This is a genomic window from Aquimarina sp. MMG016 (assembly GCF_018100805.1).
Lineage (GTDB): Bacteria > Bacteroidota > Bacteroidia > Flavobacteriales > Flavobacteriaceae > Aquimarina.
This window is the reverse complement of record NZ_JAGJEA010000001.1, coordinates 439,415-460,523: the sequence shown is the minus strand read 5'-3', so window position 1 is coordinate 460,523 and position 21,109 is coordinate 439,415. Positions and strand designations below refer to the sequence as shown.

At 34.6% G+C, this 21,109-nt stretch carries 16 protein-coding genes; 4 read left to right on the top strand and 12 right to left on the bottom strand.

What is annotated here, in order from left to right:
* Positions 1-16: 16 nt before the first annotated feature.
* Positions 17-313 (bottom strand): hypothetical protein, encoded by a 297-nt coding sequence (locus J8M14_RS01895; protein ID WP_211072646.1) that lies wholly within the window; start codon positions 311-313, stop codon positions 17-19.
* Positions 306-1,088 (bottom strand): 5'/3'-nucleotidase SurE, encoded by a 783-nt coding sequence (surE, locus tag J8M14_RS01890; protein WP_211072984.1) that lies wholly within the window; start codon positions 1,086-1,088, stop codon positions 306-308. Before surE ends, J8M14_RS01895 begins: the two co-directional genes overlap by 8 nt.
* A gap of 261 nt (positions 1,089-1,349) precedes the next feature.
* Between surE and J8M14_RS01885 the strand changes: the two genes are divergently transcribed.
* Positions 1,350-3,485: a carboxy terminal-processing peptidase gene (locus tag J8M14_RS01885; RefSeq protein WP_211072645.1), complete on the top strand. Its 2,136-nt coding sequence runs from the start codon at positions 1,350-1,352 to the stop codon at positions 3,483-3,485.
* Between the two features lie 9 nt (positions 3,486-3,494).
* The gene (locus J8M14_RS01880; RefSeq protein ID WP_211072644.1) at positions 3,495-4,607 is read left to right on the top strand and encodes an ABC transporter permease; all 1,113 of its coding nucleotides are present in this window, start codon (positions 3,495-3,497) and stop codon (positions 4,605-4,607) included.
* A 328-nt stretch (positions 4,608-4,935) separates the two neighbouring features.
* On the opposite strand, the gene J8M14_RS01875 is transcribed toward J8M14_RS01880, so the two are convergent.
* Positions 4,936-6,528 carry a vitamin K epoxide reductase family protein gene (locus J8M14_RS01875; RefSeq protein ID WP_211072643.1) on the bottom strand — a complete coding sequence of 531 codons (1,593 nt, stop codon included), beginning with the start codon at positions 6,526-6,528 and terminating at the stop codon, positions 4,936-4,938.
* Between the two features lie 418 nt (positions 6,529-6,946).
* Here J8M14_RS01875 and J8M14_RS01870 point away from each other — a divergent pair, with 418 nt between their 5' ends.
* A complete protein-coding gene (locus J8M14_RS01870) occupies positions 6,947-7,747 on the top strand; it encodes a DNA/RNA non-specific endonuclease (RefSeq protein ID WP_211072642.1) in 801 nt (266 codons plus the stop codon).
* A 6-nt stretch (positions 7,748-7,753) separates the two neighbouring features.
* Here the strand turns inward: J8M14_RS01870 and rodA are convergent, their stop codons facing one another.
* The 6 genes from rodA to purH all read right to left on the bottom strand — a co-directional run bounded on the left by rodA (position 7,754) and on the right by purH (position 14,949).
* The gene (gene rodA, locus J8M14_RS01865) at positions 7,754-9,007 is read right to left on the bottom strand and encodes a rod shape-determining protein RodA (protein ID WP_211072641.1); all 1,254 of its coding nucleotides are present in this window, start codon (positions 9,005-9,007) and stop codon (positions 7,754-7,756) included.
* Complete coding sequence (gene mrdA, locus J8M14_RS01860; RefSeq protein WP_211072640.1) at positions 9,007-10,878, bottom strand: penicillin-binding protein 2; 1,872 nt, start codon at positions 10,876-10,878, stop codon at positions 9,007-9,009. Before mrdA ends, rodA begins: the two co-directional genes overlap by 1 nt.
* Positions 10,875-11,381, bottom strand: coding sequence for a rod shape-determining protein MreD (locus J8M14_RS01855; RefSeq protein WP_211072639.1), 507 nt, complete (start codon positions 11,379-11,381; stop codon positions 10,875-10,877). The genes mrdA and J8M14_RS01855 overlap by 4 nt, the downstream gene beginning before the upstream one ends.
* Complete coding sequence (gene mreC, locus J8M14_RS01850; RefSeq protein ID WP_211072638.1) at positions 11,374-12,198, bottom strand: rod shape-determining protein MreC; 825 nt, start codon at positions 12,196-12,198, stop codon at positions 11,374-11,376. The genes J8M14_RS01855 and mreC overlap by 8 nt, the downstream gene beginning before the upstream one ends.
* Before the next feature lie 146 nt (positions 12,199-12,344).
* Positions 12,345-13,373, bottom strand: coding sequence for a rod shape-determining protein (locus J8M14_RS01845; protein WP_211072637.1), 1,029 nt, complete (start codon positions 13,371-13,373; stop codon positions 12,345-12,347).
* Positions 13,374-13,416: 43 nt separating this feature from the next.
* Positions 13,417-14,949, bottom strand: a complete 1,533-nt coding sequence (purH, locus tag J8M14_RS01840; RefSeq protein WP_211072636.1) for a bifunctional phosphoribosylaminoimidazolecarboxamide formyltransferase/IMP cyclohydrolase — start codon at positions 14,947-14,949, stop codon at positions 13,417-13,419.
* A 151-nt stretch (positions 14,950-15,100) separates the two neighbouring features.
* On the opposite strand from purH, the gene J8M14_RS01835 reads away from it, so the two are divergent.
* Positions 15,101-16,354, top strand: coding sequence for an ABC transporter permease (locus tag J8M14_RS01835; RefSeq protein WP_211072635.1), 1,254 nt, complete (start codon positions 15,101-15,103; stop codon positions 16,352-16,354).
* 463 nt (positions 16,355-16,817) lie between these two features.
* On the opposite strand, the gene J8M14_RS01830 is transcribed toward J8M14_RS01835, so the two are convergent.
* The 3 genes from J8M14_RS01830 to J8M14_RS01820 all read right to left on the bottom strand — a co-directional run bounded on the left by J8M14_RS01830 (position 16,818) and on the right by J8M14_RS01820 (position 21,096).
* Complete coding sequence (locus tag J8M14_RS01830) at positions 16,818-19,424, bottom strand: Ig-like domain-containing protein (protein WP_211072634.1); 2,607 nt, start codon at positions 19,422-19,424, stop codon at positions 16,818-16,820.
* A 71-nt stretch (positions 19,425-19,495) separates the two neighbouring features.
* Entirely contained in the window at positions 19,496-20,098 is a 603-nt protein-coding gene (locus tag J8M14_RS01825; protein ID WP_211072633.1) for a tail fiber protein, read from the bottom strand.
* 44 nt (positions 20,099-20,142) lie between these two features.
* Positions 20,143-21,096 carry a formyltransferase family protein gene (locus J8M14_RS01820; protein WP_211072632.1) on the bottom strand — a complete coding sequence of 318 codons (954 nt, stop codon included), beginning with the start codon at positions 21,094-21,096 and terminating at the stop codon, positions 20,143-20,145.
* Positions 21,097-21,109: the final 13 nt, after the last annotated feature.

Genomic DNA, 21,109 nt, shown 5'->3' with positions numbered 1-21,109 from the left:
TTATCCTTTCTTCATATTAGCTAAACTTACTAACTGCAATACATACTGCTGCTATCAAAGTAGCAAGAAGCACGCCACGCGCACGATAGGGTTTATTTTGTTTTAAAAATAAAAAGAAGATAATTAAATTAAGAATTGCTCCAAGAGCAATAAGACTTCCAAAGGAATCATTTTTTAATGATGCTTCGATTGTTCCTGTAAAAGTTGAAACTTGCGGGCTTATTGCAGAAAAAATGAATACACATATCGCAAAACCTATAGAATTTGCGATTAAACCCGTTATGAAGCCAATAATTATCTCTTTTTTAATCATGTAATGTCCAGTTATTTAATTCTTGTATGTAATGATGAGCAGTAAGGTCAAATTGAGTTGGTACAATAGATACGTAACCATTTTGTAAAGCCCATTCATCTGTATCTTCTCCTTTATCTTCATTGATAAATTTTCCAGAAAGCCAGTAATATTTTCTTCCCATAGGGTTGATGCGTTTATCAAACTCTTCGACCCAATGTGCATTAGCCTGTCGGCAAATTTTGATACCTTTAATTTTCTCGGCTTCAAGACTAGGAATGTTGACATTGAGAACAACTCCTTTGGGTAATCCATTTTGAAGCACATTTTCTACTATAGTTTTTACGTACTTTTTCGAAGGCTCAAAATTTGCATTCATAGAATAATCAAGTAATGAAAACCCAATTGCTGGTATTCCTTCTATTCCTGCTTCTACCGCAGCACTCATAGTACCAGAATAAATGACATTAATAGCAGAGTTAGACCCATGATTGATGCCACTAACACATAGGTCTGGCATTCTATCCAGAATTTGACGAGATGCCATTTTTACACAATCTGCCGGTGTGCCGGAGCAACTAAATTCTTTTTGTGGAGCATTTTTGTCAATTACAATTGGATCACAATATAAAGTGTTGTTCACTGTGATTGCGTGACCCATACCACTCTGTGGACTGTCTGGTGCGACAACATAAACCTCACCAATCTCATTCATAACATTTATGAGAGCTCTGATGCCTGGGGCAGTAATACCATCATCATTAGTCACCAGGATTAGTGGTTTTTTTGGAGTCATTTTGTCAGTTTTTTTCATTCGTAAAAATACACTTTTTTTATACGAAATGAGTTATTAGAATTTAGAGATGCCTTTTGGTAATTTTTAGCTTTTCAATTCTTAAATAATAGTAAAAAATGATAAATATAAGGTAGACAAATGTTAAGTTCTGTAACAGTAGAGAATAGAATTAGTTCATTTAAGAAAAAATTAGTAATATTACCTGTAATTGGCACGATTTTTAATGTATTTTGCCTGAACCCCTAAATTTAAAACAAGCGTATGAAAAAGAGTTTTTTGATTGTGATGCTTACCGTTATAGTTTCGGCTGCTTCCTGTAGTTTTACCACTAAGATTGATGATGACCCGGATAAGGATAGGTTGCTGATTGATTTAATAAGTTATGTGTTAAGTAAAGGGCATTATGATGCAAAGGATATGAATGATGATTTTTCTAAGGAAGTTTTCGCAGATTATATCGATGCATTGGATCCTCTAAAAAGATATTTCTATAAGAGTGATATTGTAGAGTTTAAGAAATATGAAAAACTTCTTGATGATCAAATCAGAGATAAAAACATTACTTTTTTTAATCTTACCTATGAGCGTCTTCAGAAAAGAATGTTAGAGGCACGTAGTTTGTATCAAGAGATTTTAGAAAGGCCATTTAACTATGAAAAAGATGAATCTATTAATACGGATTATGAAAGCTTGTCTTATGCAAGTAATAAAGCTGAAATGAAAGATAGATGGAGATTGCAGCTTAAGTTTAATGCATTATCCAGCTATTATGATAAAGTTGACGAGCAAATAGATTCGCTTGCTAAAAATAAAGATTATGCTCGCAAGACCGGTGCGACCTTAGAGTCTGAAGCTAGAGAAACTACTAAAACTTCGTTAAAAGAATATTTTGAATTCGCAGATGATCTGGAAAGAAAAGATTGGTTCACAATTTATATCAATTCTATTGTAGAAGAGTTTGATCCACATACGTACTACTTTGCACCGCAAGATAAAGATAGATTTGATATTGCAATGTCTGGTAAATTAGAAGGTATTGGTGCTAGACTGCAAAAGAAAAATGATAATGTAAAAATTATCGAAATTATTTCTGGTGGACCCGCTTGGAGAGGTAATAGAGTAGAAGTTGGTGATTTGATCATGAAAGTAAAGCAGGAAGATGAGATCGAGCCCGTAAGTGTGGTAGGAATGCGTTTGGATGATGCGGTAAGCTTAATTAAAGGCCCTAAGGGGACTAAAGTTACATTAACTGTTAAGAAAGTTGATGGGACTACAGAGAATATTGATATTATTAGAGATGTCGTAGAACTGGAAGAAACCTATGCAAAATCTTCTATTGTAAATAAAAAAGATAAGGCTTATGGTATTATCAACCTTCCTAAGTTCTATTTTAATATGGAGGATTATAATCAGCGTAATGCTGCTAAAGATGTCAAGCAAGAAATTATTCGTCTTAAGGAACAAGATATGGAAGGTCTTGTGATAGATCTTAGAGATAATGGAGGGGGATCTTTACAAACAGTGGTGGATATCGCTGGATTATTTATTGATAAAGGACCAATTGTTCAGGTAAGAACCAAAGGAGAATCTCCAGAAGTATTAAGTGATAAAGATAGAAATATCCTTTGGGATGGTCCATTAGTAATCTTAGTTAATGAATTATCTGCTTCTGCATCTGAGATTTTAGCCGCAGCTATGCAAGATTATAAAAGGGCTATTATCATAGGAAGTAAACAAACCTATGGTAAAGGTACTGTACAGAATGTAATGGATTTAAACCGATGGATGCGTAGTAATGATTTTGGAGACTTAGGAGCTTTAAAATTGACTACTCAAAAATTCTATAGAGTTAATGGTGGTTCTACACAGTTAGAAGGAGTGAAAAGTGATGTAGTAGTTCCGGATCGTTATAGCTATATAGATATTGGAGAAAAAGATCAAGAAAACCCATTGCCTTGGGATAAGATACCAGCTGCAGACTATACAGCTTGGGATGGTTATATAGATTTTGAACAAACGATTAACAATAGTAAATCCCGAATGGCCAAAAATGCTCAGTTAAGTTTGATTGAAGAAAATGCCAAATGGGTACGAGAAAAAAGGGATGTTGATGTATATTCTCTTAACTACAAAAAATATAAAGCCAATATAGAGCTTAATGAAAAACAAGCAAAGCGTTTTGAAGCTATAGATGATTACACTACTACCCTTAGTTTTGAATCTTTGCCATACGAAATGGAGCTAATGAAAAAAGATACAGTATTGGCAGAAAAAAGAAAAAGATGGCATGAGAGTCTTAGTAAAGATGTTTATGTAGAAGAAGCACTAAGTGTTTTAGAAGACATGAAGATTAACAACATACGCCGATCAAAAAATCCGCTTACGCTAAAGAACTAACATGCTTTAATGCAAGAAATAAAGTCAAACTCTTTAACTAAACTAGCGCTCCAAAGATTCAAGAAGAATTTTTGGGGCGTTTTGAGTTTTTGGTTTATTGTAGCTTGCGCCTTGATAGCAATCTTTGCATATGTTATTGCTCCTGATAATTCGCAAAATGCCAATCAAATGCATTTGTCTATTCATTCTAAACCACCAGGTTTTAAAGTGACAATGCTAACCATTCCATCTAAGAATATATCAAATCAATCTTTTCTAAACCGTATTTTTAAAGGGATTAAAAATACCGATACTGAAATTCCTATTGATACATATAATTTTGAAGATGGGGTGTTAAAAATATCACCATATAGCGAAGGAGAGCTAATAGAAATTTCTAAAAGCATTGAATTGAGTGCTTTCCCTACAGGATTGACTACTGATCAGATTGGAGAAAGATACATTAAAGCCCAAACTTTTATATTAGGCACAGATAAGTATGGTAGAGATTTGTTAAGTAGAATGTTGGTAGGTATTCGTATTTCTTTCTCTATTGGTTTTGTCGCTGTTCTGATTTCTCTTTTGTTAGGGATTACCCTGGGAGCTATCGCAGGATATTTTGGAGGCAAAGTAGATGCTTTAATTATGTGGTTTATTAATGTTACCTGGTCTATTCCTACCTTATTAATGGTTATCGCTATAACCGTAGCATTAGAAAAAGGTTTTTGGCAGGTTTTTGTGGCCGTTGGTTTGACAATGTGGGTTGAGGTTGCCAGAGTAGTAAGAGGTCAGGTTCTAGGAATAAAACAGATGCAATATGTTACTGCAGCAAAAGCATTAGGATTTAATCATTTTAGGATTATTACCAAACACGTACTCCCTAATAGTTTAGCTCCCGTTATAGTGATCTCTGCAGCTAATTTTGCTGCCGCAATCCTTATAGAAAGTGGATTAAGCTTTTTAGGGATCGGAGCGCAACCACCTATGCCCAGTTGGGGGGCTATGATTAAGGACCATTACTCATACATTATTTTAGGAAAAGCATATCTGGCAATTATTCCTGGATTAGGAATTATGAGCCTTGTGATGGCTTTTATGCTTATCGGTAATGCATTAAGAGATGCATTAGACGTAAAGGGATAAAAAATATCCCCTGAAAGTATGTGAAGCTTCCAGGGAATATTCTGAGTGTGTGTGAAAAAAAAGAATGTTTCGATAATCTCGATCCTGATTATAAGCCCCAACCAGAATCGGATCCTTTCTATCCAGAGATGCAATGATGCCTAGATATGGCTACAGTCTCCCAGATATCCACCTTTCGGTGTTCTAGTGATACAACAACTATAATCATCAATTGAGGGTAGAGGAATTGATCCCTTAATAATGATTTTTTGTTGATCTCTGTCCAGTGTATAAACACTTTCCAGTTTTAGAGTTTTTGGTAATATATATTGGTTCAAGTTGGAATATTTTATGATATTTCTACTGGTTGTTCTTTTTGAGTATTCATTTCGTTATGATTTTCTGCTAGTACACTGATAAAATGAAAAAATTCATTATAGCTATACTTTTTAGGATATAAAGTATGTCCTATTAAAGAAGCTGGAGTATAATACAATTCATTCTGATCTGCCCATTCTGATTGCTTTTTAAGAACTTTCAAGTGTTCTGGTTTATTAGAAGGCTTATTATATTTATGAATCCACTTGCTAAACGTTCTGTCTTTAAACCAATCGTTATAAGCAGTTATAAAATTCTCTTGGCCTTCATCTGTATAAATTTCTAATAACCTCAAGCTGATTTGTGTTGCTTCATTATCTACATTATCAAGATTAACACGCAGCCTAATGATAATCTGCAATTGTTTGCCTAAAGACTTTATTACTCGCATATATCCTTCAAAAGCATCTTTACAATAACCGCACATAGGATTGGTAAGACTAATGATCTTAAATTCTGAATCGGGATTACCTAATATGATTTCGTGTTCAATACTTTGATTATCTTTTATTTTCTCGGAAATACTTAATAAATGATTGAATATCTGTCCGTCTCTTTTAAAATGATTAAGTTTTACGTTTTCAGATTTAAAATCCTTATTGTCTTTTATCTTTTCTTTGATAAATAAATATCCTAATGTAAATAATGAAGAAATCATTATAAAATTGGTAATAGTATAAAGGTTTATATCAAAGGATAAATTTAGCACCGCAATAACCGCTAATCCTACAGATATAGATCCCATTGCGATACATACAGCACACCACTTTTTTATTACTAATGCTTGTGAATAAAAAGAGTATAGTATAAAAGGAATCCCTATAAGTGCCGGAATCATTAGTATAGAGCTGAAACCAAAAAATATTTGATATAGTGATAAAGTACCAAAAAATACCATTCCGGCATCTGCTAATGAAAACCCTTTAAAAAGTTTGCCGCTATTGTTATTAATGACATCTCCACAGTTAGTTTTCCCCACGGATGTGCAAAATTGATGCATAGTTTGGGATTGTATCCCTAAACTTTCTCTAACGGCATAAAAGCTAAAAACTACTCCAGTAAATGACAATAGTAAAAAGACAATCTGACTAATATCCCATGATCTTCCAATAAATGTAAAAGCTAAGCTGACAAACACAACTAAAAGCAAGATGTTTTGGAGGATAGATCGATTAGAGAAAAGCTTTGTCTTGGTATTTAATTCAACAGCTATTACCTTAGGAATCCAAATTTCTTTAAATTCATCTAGTGAAAAGTTCTTTTGTTTTGAAGTGCTATGTTTAAGCGTGATTGAGTTGTTCTTTTTAATTACAGCGACAATTTCTTCGGCTTGATCAATTTTTATTAATGAAACAAAGCTTTCCGGAAGCTGGTCTAAGGCATCTATAGGAACTTCAACAGCAATATTATCTATGCTAAAATAGTCTAAAGTGTCTGTGATGGATTGAAAACTGGGATAATTAGGGTGTATCTGTAATTGTAATTCCAGATCCTTCTTATCATAATCTCTAATACGATTTTGAATTAAGACACTTTCAACAATTTTTTCAATGTTGTTTTTCATTTAATATAAGCCTATTTAGTAATATGGTTAATTTTTAGAAAGCTTTAAGGGTATGAGCAATCGGATTGCTTGGTTTGGTATTTGGTTAGTCAGGTTGCTTTCATAAATTAACCCGACTAATGTATAGCTTTAAAGAAGTAATTCATATATGGGCATATCTCAAAATTGAAATGGTTAAACCGTAATTTTAATATTTATTTATGTTAATTTTTTGTGTTAACTAATTGATATGCAGTTTTTAATGTGTTTTAGAATTACTTGTTAAATCTGACATTTTATTTATGTTAAAATTTTTAAATACTGTCCAAATATCTTTAAAAAATTAGCTTTATCCCTTTAATCTTAATATACATTGTTGGTAATTTGTTACCTATGCCATCAACAAAATTTTAAATTTGCAGCTAATAGAATATCTTATATGAAACGAAAATATATTTATCCCCTATTAATTATTATAGTGACAGTAGGGTTTTATTATTTAGAAGGAAATATAGAAAATAGTAAAACTGGTGATAGTGATGGTGTTAAAGATAGTGCTGAACTAAGTTTCTTTTATTTGCCGACATCCACTACTGGAGCAATTGTTACACATAATTTTTATTCGTTATCATACTCTGAAAAACATGAGCAAGCAGAATGGGTAGCGTATGAGTTAAAAAAAGAACATCTTTCTAAGAACGAGATCAAAAGACCTTATTTTGAAGAAGATCGAAAAGTGAGAACTTCATCGGCAGATTGGCGTAATTATAAAAAATCGGGTTATGATCGTGGTCATTTATGTCCTGCAGGAGACAGAAGATTTAGTCACGAAGCTTTTGAAGAAACATTTCTTACTTCCAATATATCTCCTCAGGATCATGAGTTTAATAGTGGTATCTGGAATAAATTGGAACAGAAAGTAAGATATTGGGCAAATAAATATAATGGTGTATACGTGGTTACAGGAGGTGTTTTGACAGATAACTTAGAAACCATAGGGTATGAACACGTTTCTGTGCCAAAATATTTCTATAAAATAGTATTGGATAAAGATGGTGATGATGCGAAAATGATCGCCTTCTTATTTCCTCATAGAGAATCAGATGAACCTCTTAATCGATTTGTGGTAGCTGTAGATAAAATAGAAGAACTTACGGGAATTGATTTTTTTACTTCACTTGATGATCCATTAGAAAACAAACTGGAGAGATCAACAGATACTAAAAACTGGAAGTTTTAGTCGATATTACCATTCATTTACACGATTGGCATCTAGCTTAATAAAGATAAATAATAGGATTGTAAATCCCCACAATCCCGATCCTCCGTAACTAAAAAATGGTAGAGGAATACCAATAGTTGGCATCAAGCCAGTTACCATACCAATATTTATAGCGAAATGTATAAATAATATACCAACTACACTGTAGCCGTATACTCTGCTGAATTGTGTTTTCTGTCGTTCAGCAAGATGAATAAGTCTTAATAATAAAGCAACAAATAAGACAATGATTAGTGTAGCTCCAAGAAATCCCCATTCTTCACCAACGGTACTAAATATATAATCGGTATGTTGCTCAGGTACAAAACCTCCTTTAGTTTGGGTGCCTTCTTTCCATCCTTTTCCGGTCCATCCACCACTACCGATAGCTATCTGGCTTTGATTGGTGTTGTATCCAATACCTTTTGCATCTACTTCCTTTCCTAATACAATATTAAATCGATCGCGATGTCTTTGTTCGAATACATTATTAAAAATATAATTTACCGAAAAGCAAAATCCTGTAATTACAATTAAAGCCAAAAGAAACCGTGACACTTTTGGTTTCTGTTTTCTTTTTAGGATTAAGTAAATAATAATTATACCAGTAATAGCTAACACTACCCACAATGGTTTAAACAAAAGAGTGAGTATGAACAATACTGTTGCAGAAGCTCCAATAATCAAATAACTAGCTGCTAATCCTTCTCTATATAATGGAAAGAAAAAAGCGGCATATACCAATGCACTTCCCGGATCAGGTTGCGGGATAATAATCAACGCAGGTAGGGCGATAATCAAAAAAGCCCGTAACTGATGGTTGATATATTTTATGTTGGTTTGCATGTCGCTTAAGAATTTGGCTAATGCCAAAGCGGTTGCAGCTTTTGCAAACTCTGAGGGTTGTAAACTGGCAGGGCCAAATTGGTACCATGATGTAGCTCCAGAAATTGTTTTTCCAAAAAGAAATAGTCCGAGCAATGAGAGTATAGAAATTACATAAATCAAACCTGCAAATTGTTCGTAGAATTTGGCTTCTATGGCCTGAGTCATAATAATAAGTACTAATGTCAAGACAATCCAGATGGCTTGCTTAGCATATACCTGTGAGAAATCGGTTAAAGAAAAGGCTTTGTCTTCTAGAGAAGACGAATAGATATTACCCCAACCAAAGCCGACAAGCAATATAAATAACAAAACAGTTAACCAATCTATAGTGGCAATAGTAGATTTGGGCATTATTGATTAATTTTAAAAGGTTCTCCACTATAAGGTTTAGCATACTCTTCTTCCAGACTATGAGTAAGTACCCAATCTTCCAGATCCGTTCTGGAGATCTCGCCATTAATATGTTTTTCTATCATAAGTGATGCAATACGTCCAGCATATCTAGCACCCCAATATCCATTTTCTACAAAAACGGCAAGTGCAATTTTTGGATTATTCTTTGGGGCAAAAGCTACAAAAACAGAATGGTCAGTAAGCTGAACTTTTTCTCCATTTATTCTAGTAAAGTTCTCAGCAGTACCTGTTTTACCACAGATGTCTATTCCTTTTACCTGTAAAAAGCTAGCTGTACCATTGGTATATACTTGATGCATTCCTTCTACAACAGGTTCAAAATGTTCTTTTTCTATAGTGGTTTGTTTAGGTATGGTATAATTTTCATTTTCGATAGGCTTTCCATCAATAGCCTTAATAATATGTGGAGTATAAAAATGCCCTTTATTTCCTATAGCGGCAGTCATATTTGCCAATTGGATTGGGGTAGCTAATACTTCTCCTTGACCAATAGCATTAGATATGGTTGCAGTAGAGTACCACTTATAAGTAGGGTAATTATATATTTTATTATAATATTCGGCGGTAGGAACTTTTCCACGACTTCCGGCTGCAAGGTCATTTCCTAAATAATTTCCTAATCCAAAACTCTGCACATGTTTTCTCCATGTTTCTACTCCCTCTTGTGGAGTGTCATATTTTTCTATGATTCTTCGATATACATTGGCAAAATATGCGTTACAGGAATTTGCAATTCCTGGGATCATATTTAATGGTCCTCTATGAGAGTGACAACCCAGTTTAGTCCCTTTTTTACCATAGTAATATCCCATTCTACAGCTAAAACTTTCTTTGGTGTCTACTATACCCTCTTGTAGTCCAATTAAGGCATTAATAGTTTTAAACGGGGAACCTGGGGGGTATTCACCTTTTACGCCTCTATCGAAAAGAGGTTTTGCAATAGTATCATAATACAGTTTTGTAAAATTAGGAGATCTTTTTCTACCTACCAATAATTCGGGTTTATAGGTGGGAGCAGTCACCATCGCCAAAATTTCACCAGTTGAGGGTTCTAAGGCGACAATACCACCACGTTTATTTATCATTAACTTTTGTCCATATGCCTGAAGATCTGCATCGATAGTAATGGTCAAATCTTTTCCGTTAACAGGTAAGGTGTCATATCGACCATTTTTATATGGCCCAATATCACGGTTAAAACGATCTTTTTGGATACGTTTAACACCTTTTAACCCTCTTAATTCTTTTTCATATTGTTTTTCTACACCATCAATGCCTATCAGGTCACCAGATAAATAGTATGGGTCTTTGCTAATGATAGCATCGTTTACTTCTCCAATATAACCCAATACATTGGCTGCATTCGTAGTATGATAATCTCGGAGCGAACGCTTTTGGATATAAAAACCTTCAAATTTTCGCATTTTTTCCTGCAGATAAGCATATTCATCTTTAGTTAATTGTGGGATAACGATAGAAGGTACTCTAGGAGAATAAACCCTAGCTTTTCTAAGTTGTTTTTTGAGTTTCTCTTTTGTGATATTTAGGATAGAGCAAAATTCTAGGGTGTCAAATGGTTTAAGCTCTCGAGGAATTACCATTACATCGTAAGAAGGTTGATTGGTAACTAATAGTTTTCCATTGCGATCATAAATCGAACCTCTTTGAGGGTAATCATAGATTACTTTTATAGCATTGTCTTCTGATAAAGATGCAAAAGAAGTGTTATAAATCTGCAAATAAAAAAGCCGTCCTACAAACACTAGACCGGTAGTAACGATGATAAGATACAACAACAATTTTCTCATGAATCACTTTTTCTGAACAATACCAAAGTCAACATAGTAATTACTATAGTGAACAGGCTAGAAAATAACGTTTTTTTTGCAATTAATAGTATGTGAGAAAAGTTAAATACTTCTAATGAGAAAAGTATAATATGATGAATGAATATCATAAGGGTAACATATATTAATCGCTCCCCAAAACTTACATTACTTAGTTTAACTGTTTGGAATTCGTAACTTAGGCCAAAGGCTGATCTTAAAATGATAGGACGTATATATGCAATGGTTACGGAAGCTGCTGCATGAACGCCCCCTGAATCTCCAAACATATCAATGGCTAAGCCTAAAACAAAGCTTAACACCAGAAAAAGACTCCTATTAATGGTGATTGGAGCTAACAGGATAAAAATGATATAAATATAAGGATTTAGGTATCCCAAAAAGTTAATGTGATTGAGTACCAGTACCTGAACTAATACCAGAATCATAAATCTGCTTATTTGTACTAATGCATCTTTATTCATTGCCGTTTTCTAGTATTTGGATTTCCTTTTTGTCATTACCCTTAATGGCATATACAAATCCAATATCGGTCATGTCATTAAACAATCTGACATCGATAAGGTAGTAGTTTTGATTTTGATCCAATTCATAATTCAGTATGGTACCGATACCTATTCCTTTAGGAAAAATAGTAGATCTACCATTGGTGATAATAGTGTCACCGACTTTAAGTAATGCTTGGCGTGGTACTGTTTCTAATTGTACGATATTAGGATCTTTTCCATTCCAGGTAAGAGAACCATATTGGTTAGATTTCTTAAGACCGGCATTGATTTTAGAGTTGCTGTTTAATATAGAAATTACTCTACTGTAATTTGCGGTTGTATTTTCGACTATTCCTATGATGCCTTTATCTGTAATTACCCCCATATCGGGTATAATACTATCTTTTTCTCCTTTATTGATCAGAATGTAGTTATCAATTTTGCTATAATCGTTTTTGTACACTTTTCCTCTAATAAAAGTGTAAGGCTTATGAAAAGAAAGTGTGTCAATGTATTTAGAGTTAGAAGAGTCTTTATCAATTAATAAACTTAATTGATTTCTAAGGCGTTCATTTTCTTCTAATAACCGTTGATTGTGACTTTTAAGCCCAAAGTAAACATTAATAGAATGTTTCCAACCATATAATCCACCTCCCAGAAAGTTAGTAGAGCTTATAAATTTACTTTTGTGATAAGAATGTGATTGAACAGTAAATATTATCGACAAAAATAAAAGTAGCAGAAATAGTAGGAAATTTTTGTTCCTTAGTAAGAAATTAATAATCTGCTGCATGGGCTAAGGGATACTAATTTTAAAAAGCATGTGAACTCTAAAAAAGCCACATCCTTGGTATTGTCAAATCAATTAGTGCATAATAACGTATAATTATAGATTTAGGTATATACTAATTCATATTTATTATAAAAAAGCACTATTCACTACTTAATTAATACACTTTTGTATCGGTTTATATTTTTTAAAGTGATTCCTGTTCCTCTTACTACTGCTCTTAAAGGGTCTTCTGCTATATAAACAGGAAGATCTGTCTTCTGTGATAAACGTTTGTCTAATCCACGCAACATAGAACCTCCTCCGGCAAGATATATTCCGGTATTGTATATATCAGCTGCTAGTTCTGGTGGAGTCTGTGATAGTGTCTCCATCACAGCATCTTCTATACGCAATATGGATTTATCAAGAGCTTTTGCAATTTCTCTAAAAGAGATCTGAACTTGTTTTGGTTTACCTGTAAGTAAATCACGCCCCTGAACATTCATCTCTTCTGGTGGTAATTCCAGATCTTCTGTTGCAGCACCAATTTGTATTTTTATCTTTTCTGCAGTGCGCTCTCCAACATATAAGTTGTGTTGAGTACGCATATAATAAATAATATCATTAGTAAATACATCTCCCGCGATTTTTACAGACTTATCACACACAATTCCTCCAAGAGCTATAACAGCAATTTCTGTTGTTCCACCACCTATGTCTACAATCATATTACCTTTTGGCTGCATGATATCTACACCAATACCAATAGCAGCTGCCATAGGTTCATGAATTAGATATACTTCTTTACCATTAACACGCTCTGCACTTTCTTTTACTGCGCGCATCTCTACTTCTGTAATTCCCGAAGGGATACAGATCACCATACGTAGGGCAGGAGTAAAGATTTTTTTCTTTAATGCGGGAATATCTTTGATAAACATGCTGATCATCTTCTCACTAGCATCAAAATCAGCAATTACTCCATCCTTAAGTGGGCGAATAGTTTTTATGTTTTCATGAGTTTTTCCTTGCATCATGGAAGCCTCTTTTCCAGCTGCGATTATTTTACCCGTCATAATATCCCGAGCTACAATAGATGGGCTGTCTACTACAACCTTATCATTATGAATAACCAAAGTGTTTGCAGTTCCTAAATCTATCGCAATTTCTTCGGTAAAGAAGTCAAAAAATCCCATAAAAAGTCAAAAAAGGGGGTTAAATTTCGTAAATGTAATAAAATTAATGTTTAAAATGACGAGTTCCGGTCATTACCATCGCAATTCCGTTTTCATCACAGTAATCTATACTCAATTGATCTTTAATAGATCCTCCAGGTTGAATCACTGCTTTTATCCCTGCTTTATCCGCTATTTCTACACAATCCGGAAATGGAAAGAAAGCATCACTTGCCATAACAGCTCCATTAAGATCAAAATTAAAAGAAGTTGCTTTTTCTATGGATTGCTTTAAAGCATCTACTCTGGATGTTTGTCCGGTTCCACTAGCGAGGAGTTGTTTTCCTTTAGTAAAAACTATAGTATTGGACTTGGTATGTTTACAGATTTTAGACGCAAACAACAAATCTTCAACCTGTTCATCTGTTGGGGTAACTTTGGTTACTGTATTCAGATCAGCTTTAGAATCAGTTTTTAGATCTTTATCTTGAACCAGAGCTCCATTAAGACATGAACGAACTTGCGTTTGTGGTAACTCGATATCTTTTTGAATCAAGATGATTCTGTTTTTCTTTCCTTTTAGTATTTCCAAAGCATCATCACTATATGAAGGAGCAATGACTACTTCGCAAAATAATTTATGAATTTCTTCAGCTGTAGTTGCATCAATTTCAGAATTACTGATCAATATTCCACCAAAGGCAGAAACAGGATCACCAGCTAATGCATCAACATAGGACTGCAGAACAGTTCCTCTCTGAGCTAAACCACAAGCGTTATTATGTTTCAGAATAGCAAATGTTGGTGCTTCACCTTTAAACTCATTCATAAGATTTACAGCGGCATCAACATCAAGAAGATTGTTGTAGGATAATTCTTTACCGTGTAATTTATCGAACATAGCTTCAAAATCTCCAAAGAAAAATCCTCTTTGGTGAGGGTTTTCACCATAGCGAAGTACTTTACCTTTAGTCTCACTTATTTTTAGAGAAGCGATTGCATGATCACTATTAAAATAATTAAAAATAGCAGTGTCATAATGTGAAGATACATTAAATGCTTTAGCAGCAAAACGCTTACGGTTATCCATAGAGATGCTTCCGTTTCCTTCTGTAATCACATCTAAAAATTCTGCATAATCATCAACTGAAGCTACACAGGTTACATCTGCAAAGTTTTTGGCAGCCGCTCTAATCAATGAAATACCGCCAATGTCAATTTTTTCGATAATATCCTGTTCAGAAGCTCCAGAAGCTACAGTTTTCTCAAAAGGATAAAGATCTACAATAACAATATCTATCTGGGGGATTTCATACTGCTCTAATTCGGCAACATCACTATCATTATTCTGACGATTAAGGATTCCACCAAATACTTTAGGGTGTAAGGTTTTTACTCTTCCGCCAAGAATTGAGGGATACGAGGTTACATCTTCTACCGGAACCACATTGATTCCTAAATCTTTAATGAATTTTTCAGTTCCGCCTGTAGAATAAATGGTAATACCAAGTTCGTCTAATTTTTTTACGATAGGAGCTAATCCATCTTTACTAAATACAGAAATTAGTGCGGATTTCGCGGTTTTTGTGTTGCTCATGAGAAATTTTAGTTAGTAAAACGCAAAAGTAGCAATTTAGTTACCAATTAACTAGCCCATTATGTGTAATTGTTTTAGATAATTTGTAACAAAATTATAAGGAAAACGTCCTATCTTTAGATGATCAAAAATCTGGTTCAAAAAATAGCACATGCTTATTTATCTAAGAGTACTGAAAGAGAGTTTTAATTTTGCAATTAATGCTCTTAAAAATAATAAGTTGAGAACCTTTCTCTCTTTGTTAGGTGTCACTATTGGAATCTTTTCTATTATAGGTGTGCTTGCTGCGGTAGATTCTCTGGAAAAAGAAATTAAAGGAAGTATCAGTTCATTGGATAATAGTACAATTTATTTAATGCGCTTTTCTTTTGGCCCATCTACAGTACCACAATGGAAAAGAGAACAGTTTCCAGATCTAGCTTATGATGAATATCAAAGCCTAAAACGTACAGTCCCTGATGTGCAAGCCTCTAGTTTTGTTCTTTTTGTAAATCCTGAAACTATCAAAAGTGGTGATAATAGTGTAAGTAATGTTAGCATTACACCCGTTACTAATGAGTATTATGATGTAGAGGAGTTGCAAGTAGTTAAAGGTAGGTTTTTTAATGAACCAGAATCAGTTTCTGGAACTCCGGTGATTGTTATTGGAGATGAAATTGCAAATAGCTTGTTTGGTGAAAGAGACCCTATCGGAAATAAAGTACGATTATACGGAAGAAAATTTACCGTTATAGGGGTGCTTAAGAAGGAAGGAGCAGGGCTTTTTGGAGATTCTAAAGATACTACCGTGTTTATACCAGTGAATATGGCTAGAAAGATTTTTGGAGACAATAATAAATTTGCAGTGCCTTGTATGATTCTAAAACCAGAGGATGGGGTAGATAATCCACAGTTTATCGCTACACTGAAAGAAAAAGTGAGAACAATGAGAGGGTTAAAACCTGACGAAATTGATAACTTTTTTGTAAATCAATTACAAGGCTTTACAGATTTTATAGATAATATCACTGGTACTATGTCTACGATAGGTGGTTTTATTGGGATGTTCTCCCTTTTAGTAGGTGGTTTTGGAATAGCTAATATTATGTTTGTAAGTGTAAAAGAGCGAACCAATCTGATCGGTATACAAAAAGCTTTAGGCGCTAAGAGAAAGTTTATTCTCCTTCAGTTTTTATTTGAAGCTATTATACTTGCTATTTTTGGTGGGCTTGTTGGATTATTTCTTGTTTGGTTGATTTCAATTGCAGCATCACAATTTACTGGAGATTTTGAGTTTATCCTATCTACATCCAATATGTTCTGGGGGATGTTTTCTTCTACTTTAATAGGGCTTATAGCAGGAATTATTCCAGCATTGATGGCTTCAAAGCTAGATCCTGTAGAAGCAATTAGAACTGGAATGTAATACTGTTACATAAATTTTGACAATAGAAACATTGTCATACATAAAGCGATTAAGATCATCGCCAATATTACAATCGGAACTAATTTCATTAGTATTTTTCTGTTTTTTTTGGGGCTCATTACGCTAACTATCATAGGGTAAAAGTATGGTAAATAAGACTTCTTGACAATAGGTGTAAATACTTGTTTATACGATAAATAACTTTACATCTTATTCTTTAAATTATCTTTTACCATTCCTGAATTTGTCAGCTGGATGAAGTTTATAGGTGTATATGAGGTTGTTATATATGGTATTAGGTAGTTATTATCCCTTGTCAAGATTTGGCTCCATTGGGTTACGAGATAATTTAGACTCTCAATAAAGAGATAAGCACGGGATATCTTGTATGGATGTAGGTTGTTCAAATAATAAGCCGAAGCTATTTTTATAACTTCGGCTTATGAATAGTATGTATATATTTTTATTGTATAACCATCCTTTTGGTGGCTTTGGCATTTACAGAATTTACCGTGATCAGGTACATTCCGGATTGTATGTCAGAGATATCAAAGGTATTAACTACACTTCCTGAATCCAGTTGTTTTGAATAAATCAATTTACCTGTAATGTCAAATACCTGAACGTTTTTAAGTTTTAAACTAGTATCTGCAGAAATATTTAAAACACCTGTATTAGGCATAGGATATATTTTTACCCCTTGTGCTAGTAATTCATCTTGTACACTCAGTGTACTGTTATAGGTTATGCTAAACTGCGGAGCTGCGGTATTGTCATTTCCGGCATTGTCAACGGCTACACTAGCTCCTACATCAACTGTTACAATTCCATTGGCTGTTGGTGTTATATCAACGGAATAAGTCGTTCCGGAACCAGAAAAACCACCAGATGCGCCATTACTAACAATTAAATCGTTAACGTCAAAACCTGTAACGCTTTCAGAAAAAGTGATTGTTATTGGGATAGGATTAGCTCCTGTTGGTCCAGGACTTTCTGTGGAAGTTATCATTACAGTTGGAGGTGTAATGTCAGCTATAGTAATATTAAAAGTTTGGTTTGCAGAAGTATCTGACCCACCGTTGGCAGTTCCGCCATCATCCGATATATTTACTGTGATAGTTGCAGTCCCTAATGCATCTGTAGCTGGAGTATACGTCAGGTTTCCAGAAGCATCAATTGCAGGTTGTACACTGAATAGTGCATTGTTATCATTAGAAACATTAAAAGTTAGCGTTTGTACAGTTTCTGCATCTCCATCATCAATAGAAGTCGCAAACATGTTTACGGTCTGAGCTCCAGAGTTTTCTCCAACCGATTGATCTGGTGATCCTGGCAAACTAAAACTAGGCGCATCGTTTACTGCATTAACGGTGATAGTAAATTGTTGTGTCGCAAACGTATCATCACCACCATTTGCGGTTCCACCATCATCAGATAGTATGACATCTACAGTTGCCGATCCATTGGCATTGGTAGCAGGAGTGTAGGTAAGATTACCAGAAGCATCGATTGCAGGTTGTGTGCTGAATAATGCATTGTTGTCATTTGTTACTGCAAAAGTAAGTGTTTGTGTAGCTTCGGTATCTCCATCATCGATAGAGGTTGCCCATCCGTTTACAGTCTGTGCACCTGGATCTTCATTGATGGTTTCATTTGCTCCAGGCGTAAAACTAGGCTCATCATTTACTGCGTTAACGGTAATGGTAAATTGTTGTGTCGCAAACGTATCATCACCACCATTTGCGGTTCCACCATCATCAGATAGTATGACATCTACAGTTGCCGATCCATTGGCATTGGTAGCAGGAGTGTAGGTAAGATTACCAGAAGCATCGATTGCAGGTTGTGTGCTGAATAATGCATTGTTGTCATTTGTTACTGCGAAAGTAAGTGTTTGCGTAGCTTCGGTATCTCCATCATCGATAGAGGTTGCCCATGCGTTTACGGTTTGTACACCTGCATCTTCATTGACGGTTTCATTTGCTCCGGGTGTAAAACTAGGCTCATCATTTACTGCAGTAACATTCAGTGTAGCTACATAATTTCCAGTACTATTTTCTGTGCCATCATTGACTTCAAATTGAAAAGATGTATTTACTGAACCGGCTTGTACGTATTGTAAGTTTCCGGCATCTAAATCTGCTTTAGAAACAGTTGAGCCATTAGAGAGCTGTTCACCTCCATCAAAAGTATCATCATTATCTGCATCAACATATAGCGTGCCTACCGGAGGGACTAATTCTACCAAGAGATTATCTAAAGGATCACTATCTGTGTCGTTATAACCAAAATCAGCTGTAACAAATGTATATACTTGGTCTTCAAATGGACCGGGAGATGCGGTAAAACTGGAGGCAGTGGGGATATTATTGTTGACTGTGAAATCACAAGCAGGCGGACTTTGAGTATAAGGAGTAGCGTTATCAAATTGCCAGTTTGAAACAGTGTTTAGTAAGGTTCTTAAGGAGTTTATATCTGTAAAATTACTACAATTAGTTGGATCAAACCTAGCATTATCCACTTCTGGGCTAATAGAAATTGAATTGACTCCGTCTGTAAACACTGAAGGTTTTGCAGAGGTAGTAGTTGAAGATGCATCTGTATCCCAATCACCATTCATTTGAATAGCAGCAACAAAACCAGTTTCATTTCCGACAGAAGGAATATTATTAGGATCATATGCAAATATTTGATCTCCGGAAACGGCAAAACTAAGTCCGGCTCCAGAAAGAGCTCCTGCAGAACTGCCATCTTGATCCAGTGCTTGAAATGGACTACGCGAAATTACAATTTGAGTACCTGTTGGATAATTACTACTAAAGGTTAAAGTGCAACTATTCTCTCCCGATCTAAATCCGCCGGCAGCAAACCAACCATTTTCAGTAAAACCCAAGGATTCACCGGAGGAGACATCTCTTAGCAAAACAATAGTGAAACTATCCTCTGGAGTAAGTGAGTTATCAGAGTTGTAAGCTGAAAATGCAATATCACCAAGAGAGAATTGGGAAAAAATACTGCTACTGGAGAAGAGGCACAGTAAAAAAGAGGATAATAGTAGTTGTTTTTTCATAATTACAGATTTATTAATCTATATAAAGGTATTGAATTTTCAATACCTTTATATGCTTTTTGATAAAGATTTTAGTTTCTTGAAGGATATATTCCCTGTAAACAAATAATATAATGCAGTCCTAAAGAAGGTTGTATATTGTTTAGAGGTTGATTATTTCCTGTGTTTAATGTATTAATGTTTCCTGTCACAGGTGAATTAAATGCTGCAAGTTTTCCGTCAGAGGCATTAGAAGGACCATATATTTTTGTGGTTACAGAATTGTCAGATGAGGCAACCGCTAGTATACTTCCATCTGATTCTTCGACTGTGGCCTCATCATTTATTACAGGAATAGAAACTGAGGCGTTTAAAGAATTAGTCGATCCATCTACTACTACCGCATGATGGTGTGCTGGTAAATTAAGGTTAGTAAGCATATTGGTTTCTGAGCCTACTTGTTGTCCCTGATTATATGATGATAGACCAGGTCCATGACCTGACCCAATTGCAGTCCGCCCTCTTAAATCCGGTAACGCAAAAGAAGTTCTGCCATCACCTCCATAAGTAGTTCCTATTAACGAAAACAGAGATTGGTTTTGTGAGATTGCTAATACTTGCCCGTTACAAAGAGCCCAGTTTCTTGGTGCCCAGGTTGGGCCCCATAATCTTATTTCTGAAATGTATCCGTCCATAATTTTTTGATTTAAAGATTAATAATTAATTGTTTAGTGATGCTTTATAGAGCAACTTCTTTTTTGATTTTTATGCTGGTTGTAAAGCGATGTCCTTGGCGTATACCAAGATTTACATACTTTATCCCGGTTAAGATCCCTGCATCAGTACTTATAATATTGATTCTGATCAATTGGCCATATTTACAACACACAAATAACCCTTCTTGCGGGTGTGCATGAATAATTTCTCCGGGAGTTCTTCCAAACAAAGGAGTTTGACTATCTACTGGTGAAACTTCTACAATTTTAATTGGAGAACCTTGATAATAGGTAGTGGCACCACCATATTTGGGATTACAAGCATTTATCAGGTTTTCTATTTCGTCTGCAGTGTGGGTTTCCCAGTCAATTGTTGTATCAGATAATGTTGGTCTTTTATTATAACTTGTCAGTTTTTCTGTAGGCTGAGGTTTTAGGTTTGTAGGGTTTTGAATAAGTTCGAGTGCTTTTTGACCTAAATCTTTTAGTATATAACTCAACTTAGAATTTAGCATTCCTAAAGTTTCTCCCGGAATGATAGATACTGGTTGTTCTATTAATATTTTTCCCGTATCCCAATTCTCGTCCATTTGATGAATCGTAATGGCAGTTTGCTGTTCTCCATTTTTGATAGACCAGAAAAGAGGATCTGGACCTCGGTTTTCCGGAAGTTTACCAAAGTGAATGTTTAGAAAACCATAGGTTGGAATGTTTAATACTTCTTTCGGTATTTTTAATGAAAATCCACAAACCAATACTAAATCAGGTGATTGATCTTGTAGCCAATCTTTGAATTGATCAGAGATGTTTTCTTTATTTATAGTAAAGGTTTCTAATCCTTTTTTCTGTATAGTACTCCGGAAATTGTTATTAATAGTTGATGCCTCAAAACATACTGCTTGAAGATATTTATACTGCAATAAGTTTTCGTACAATGATATACAAACAGGGAAACTACCAATTAATATTATTTTCATGTTTTCTATATTC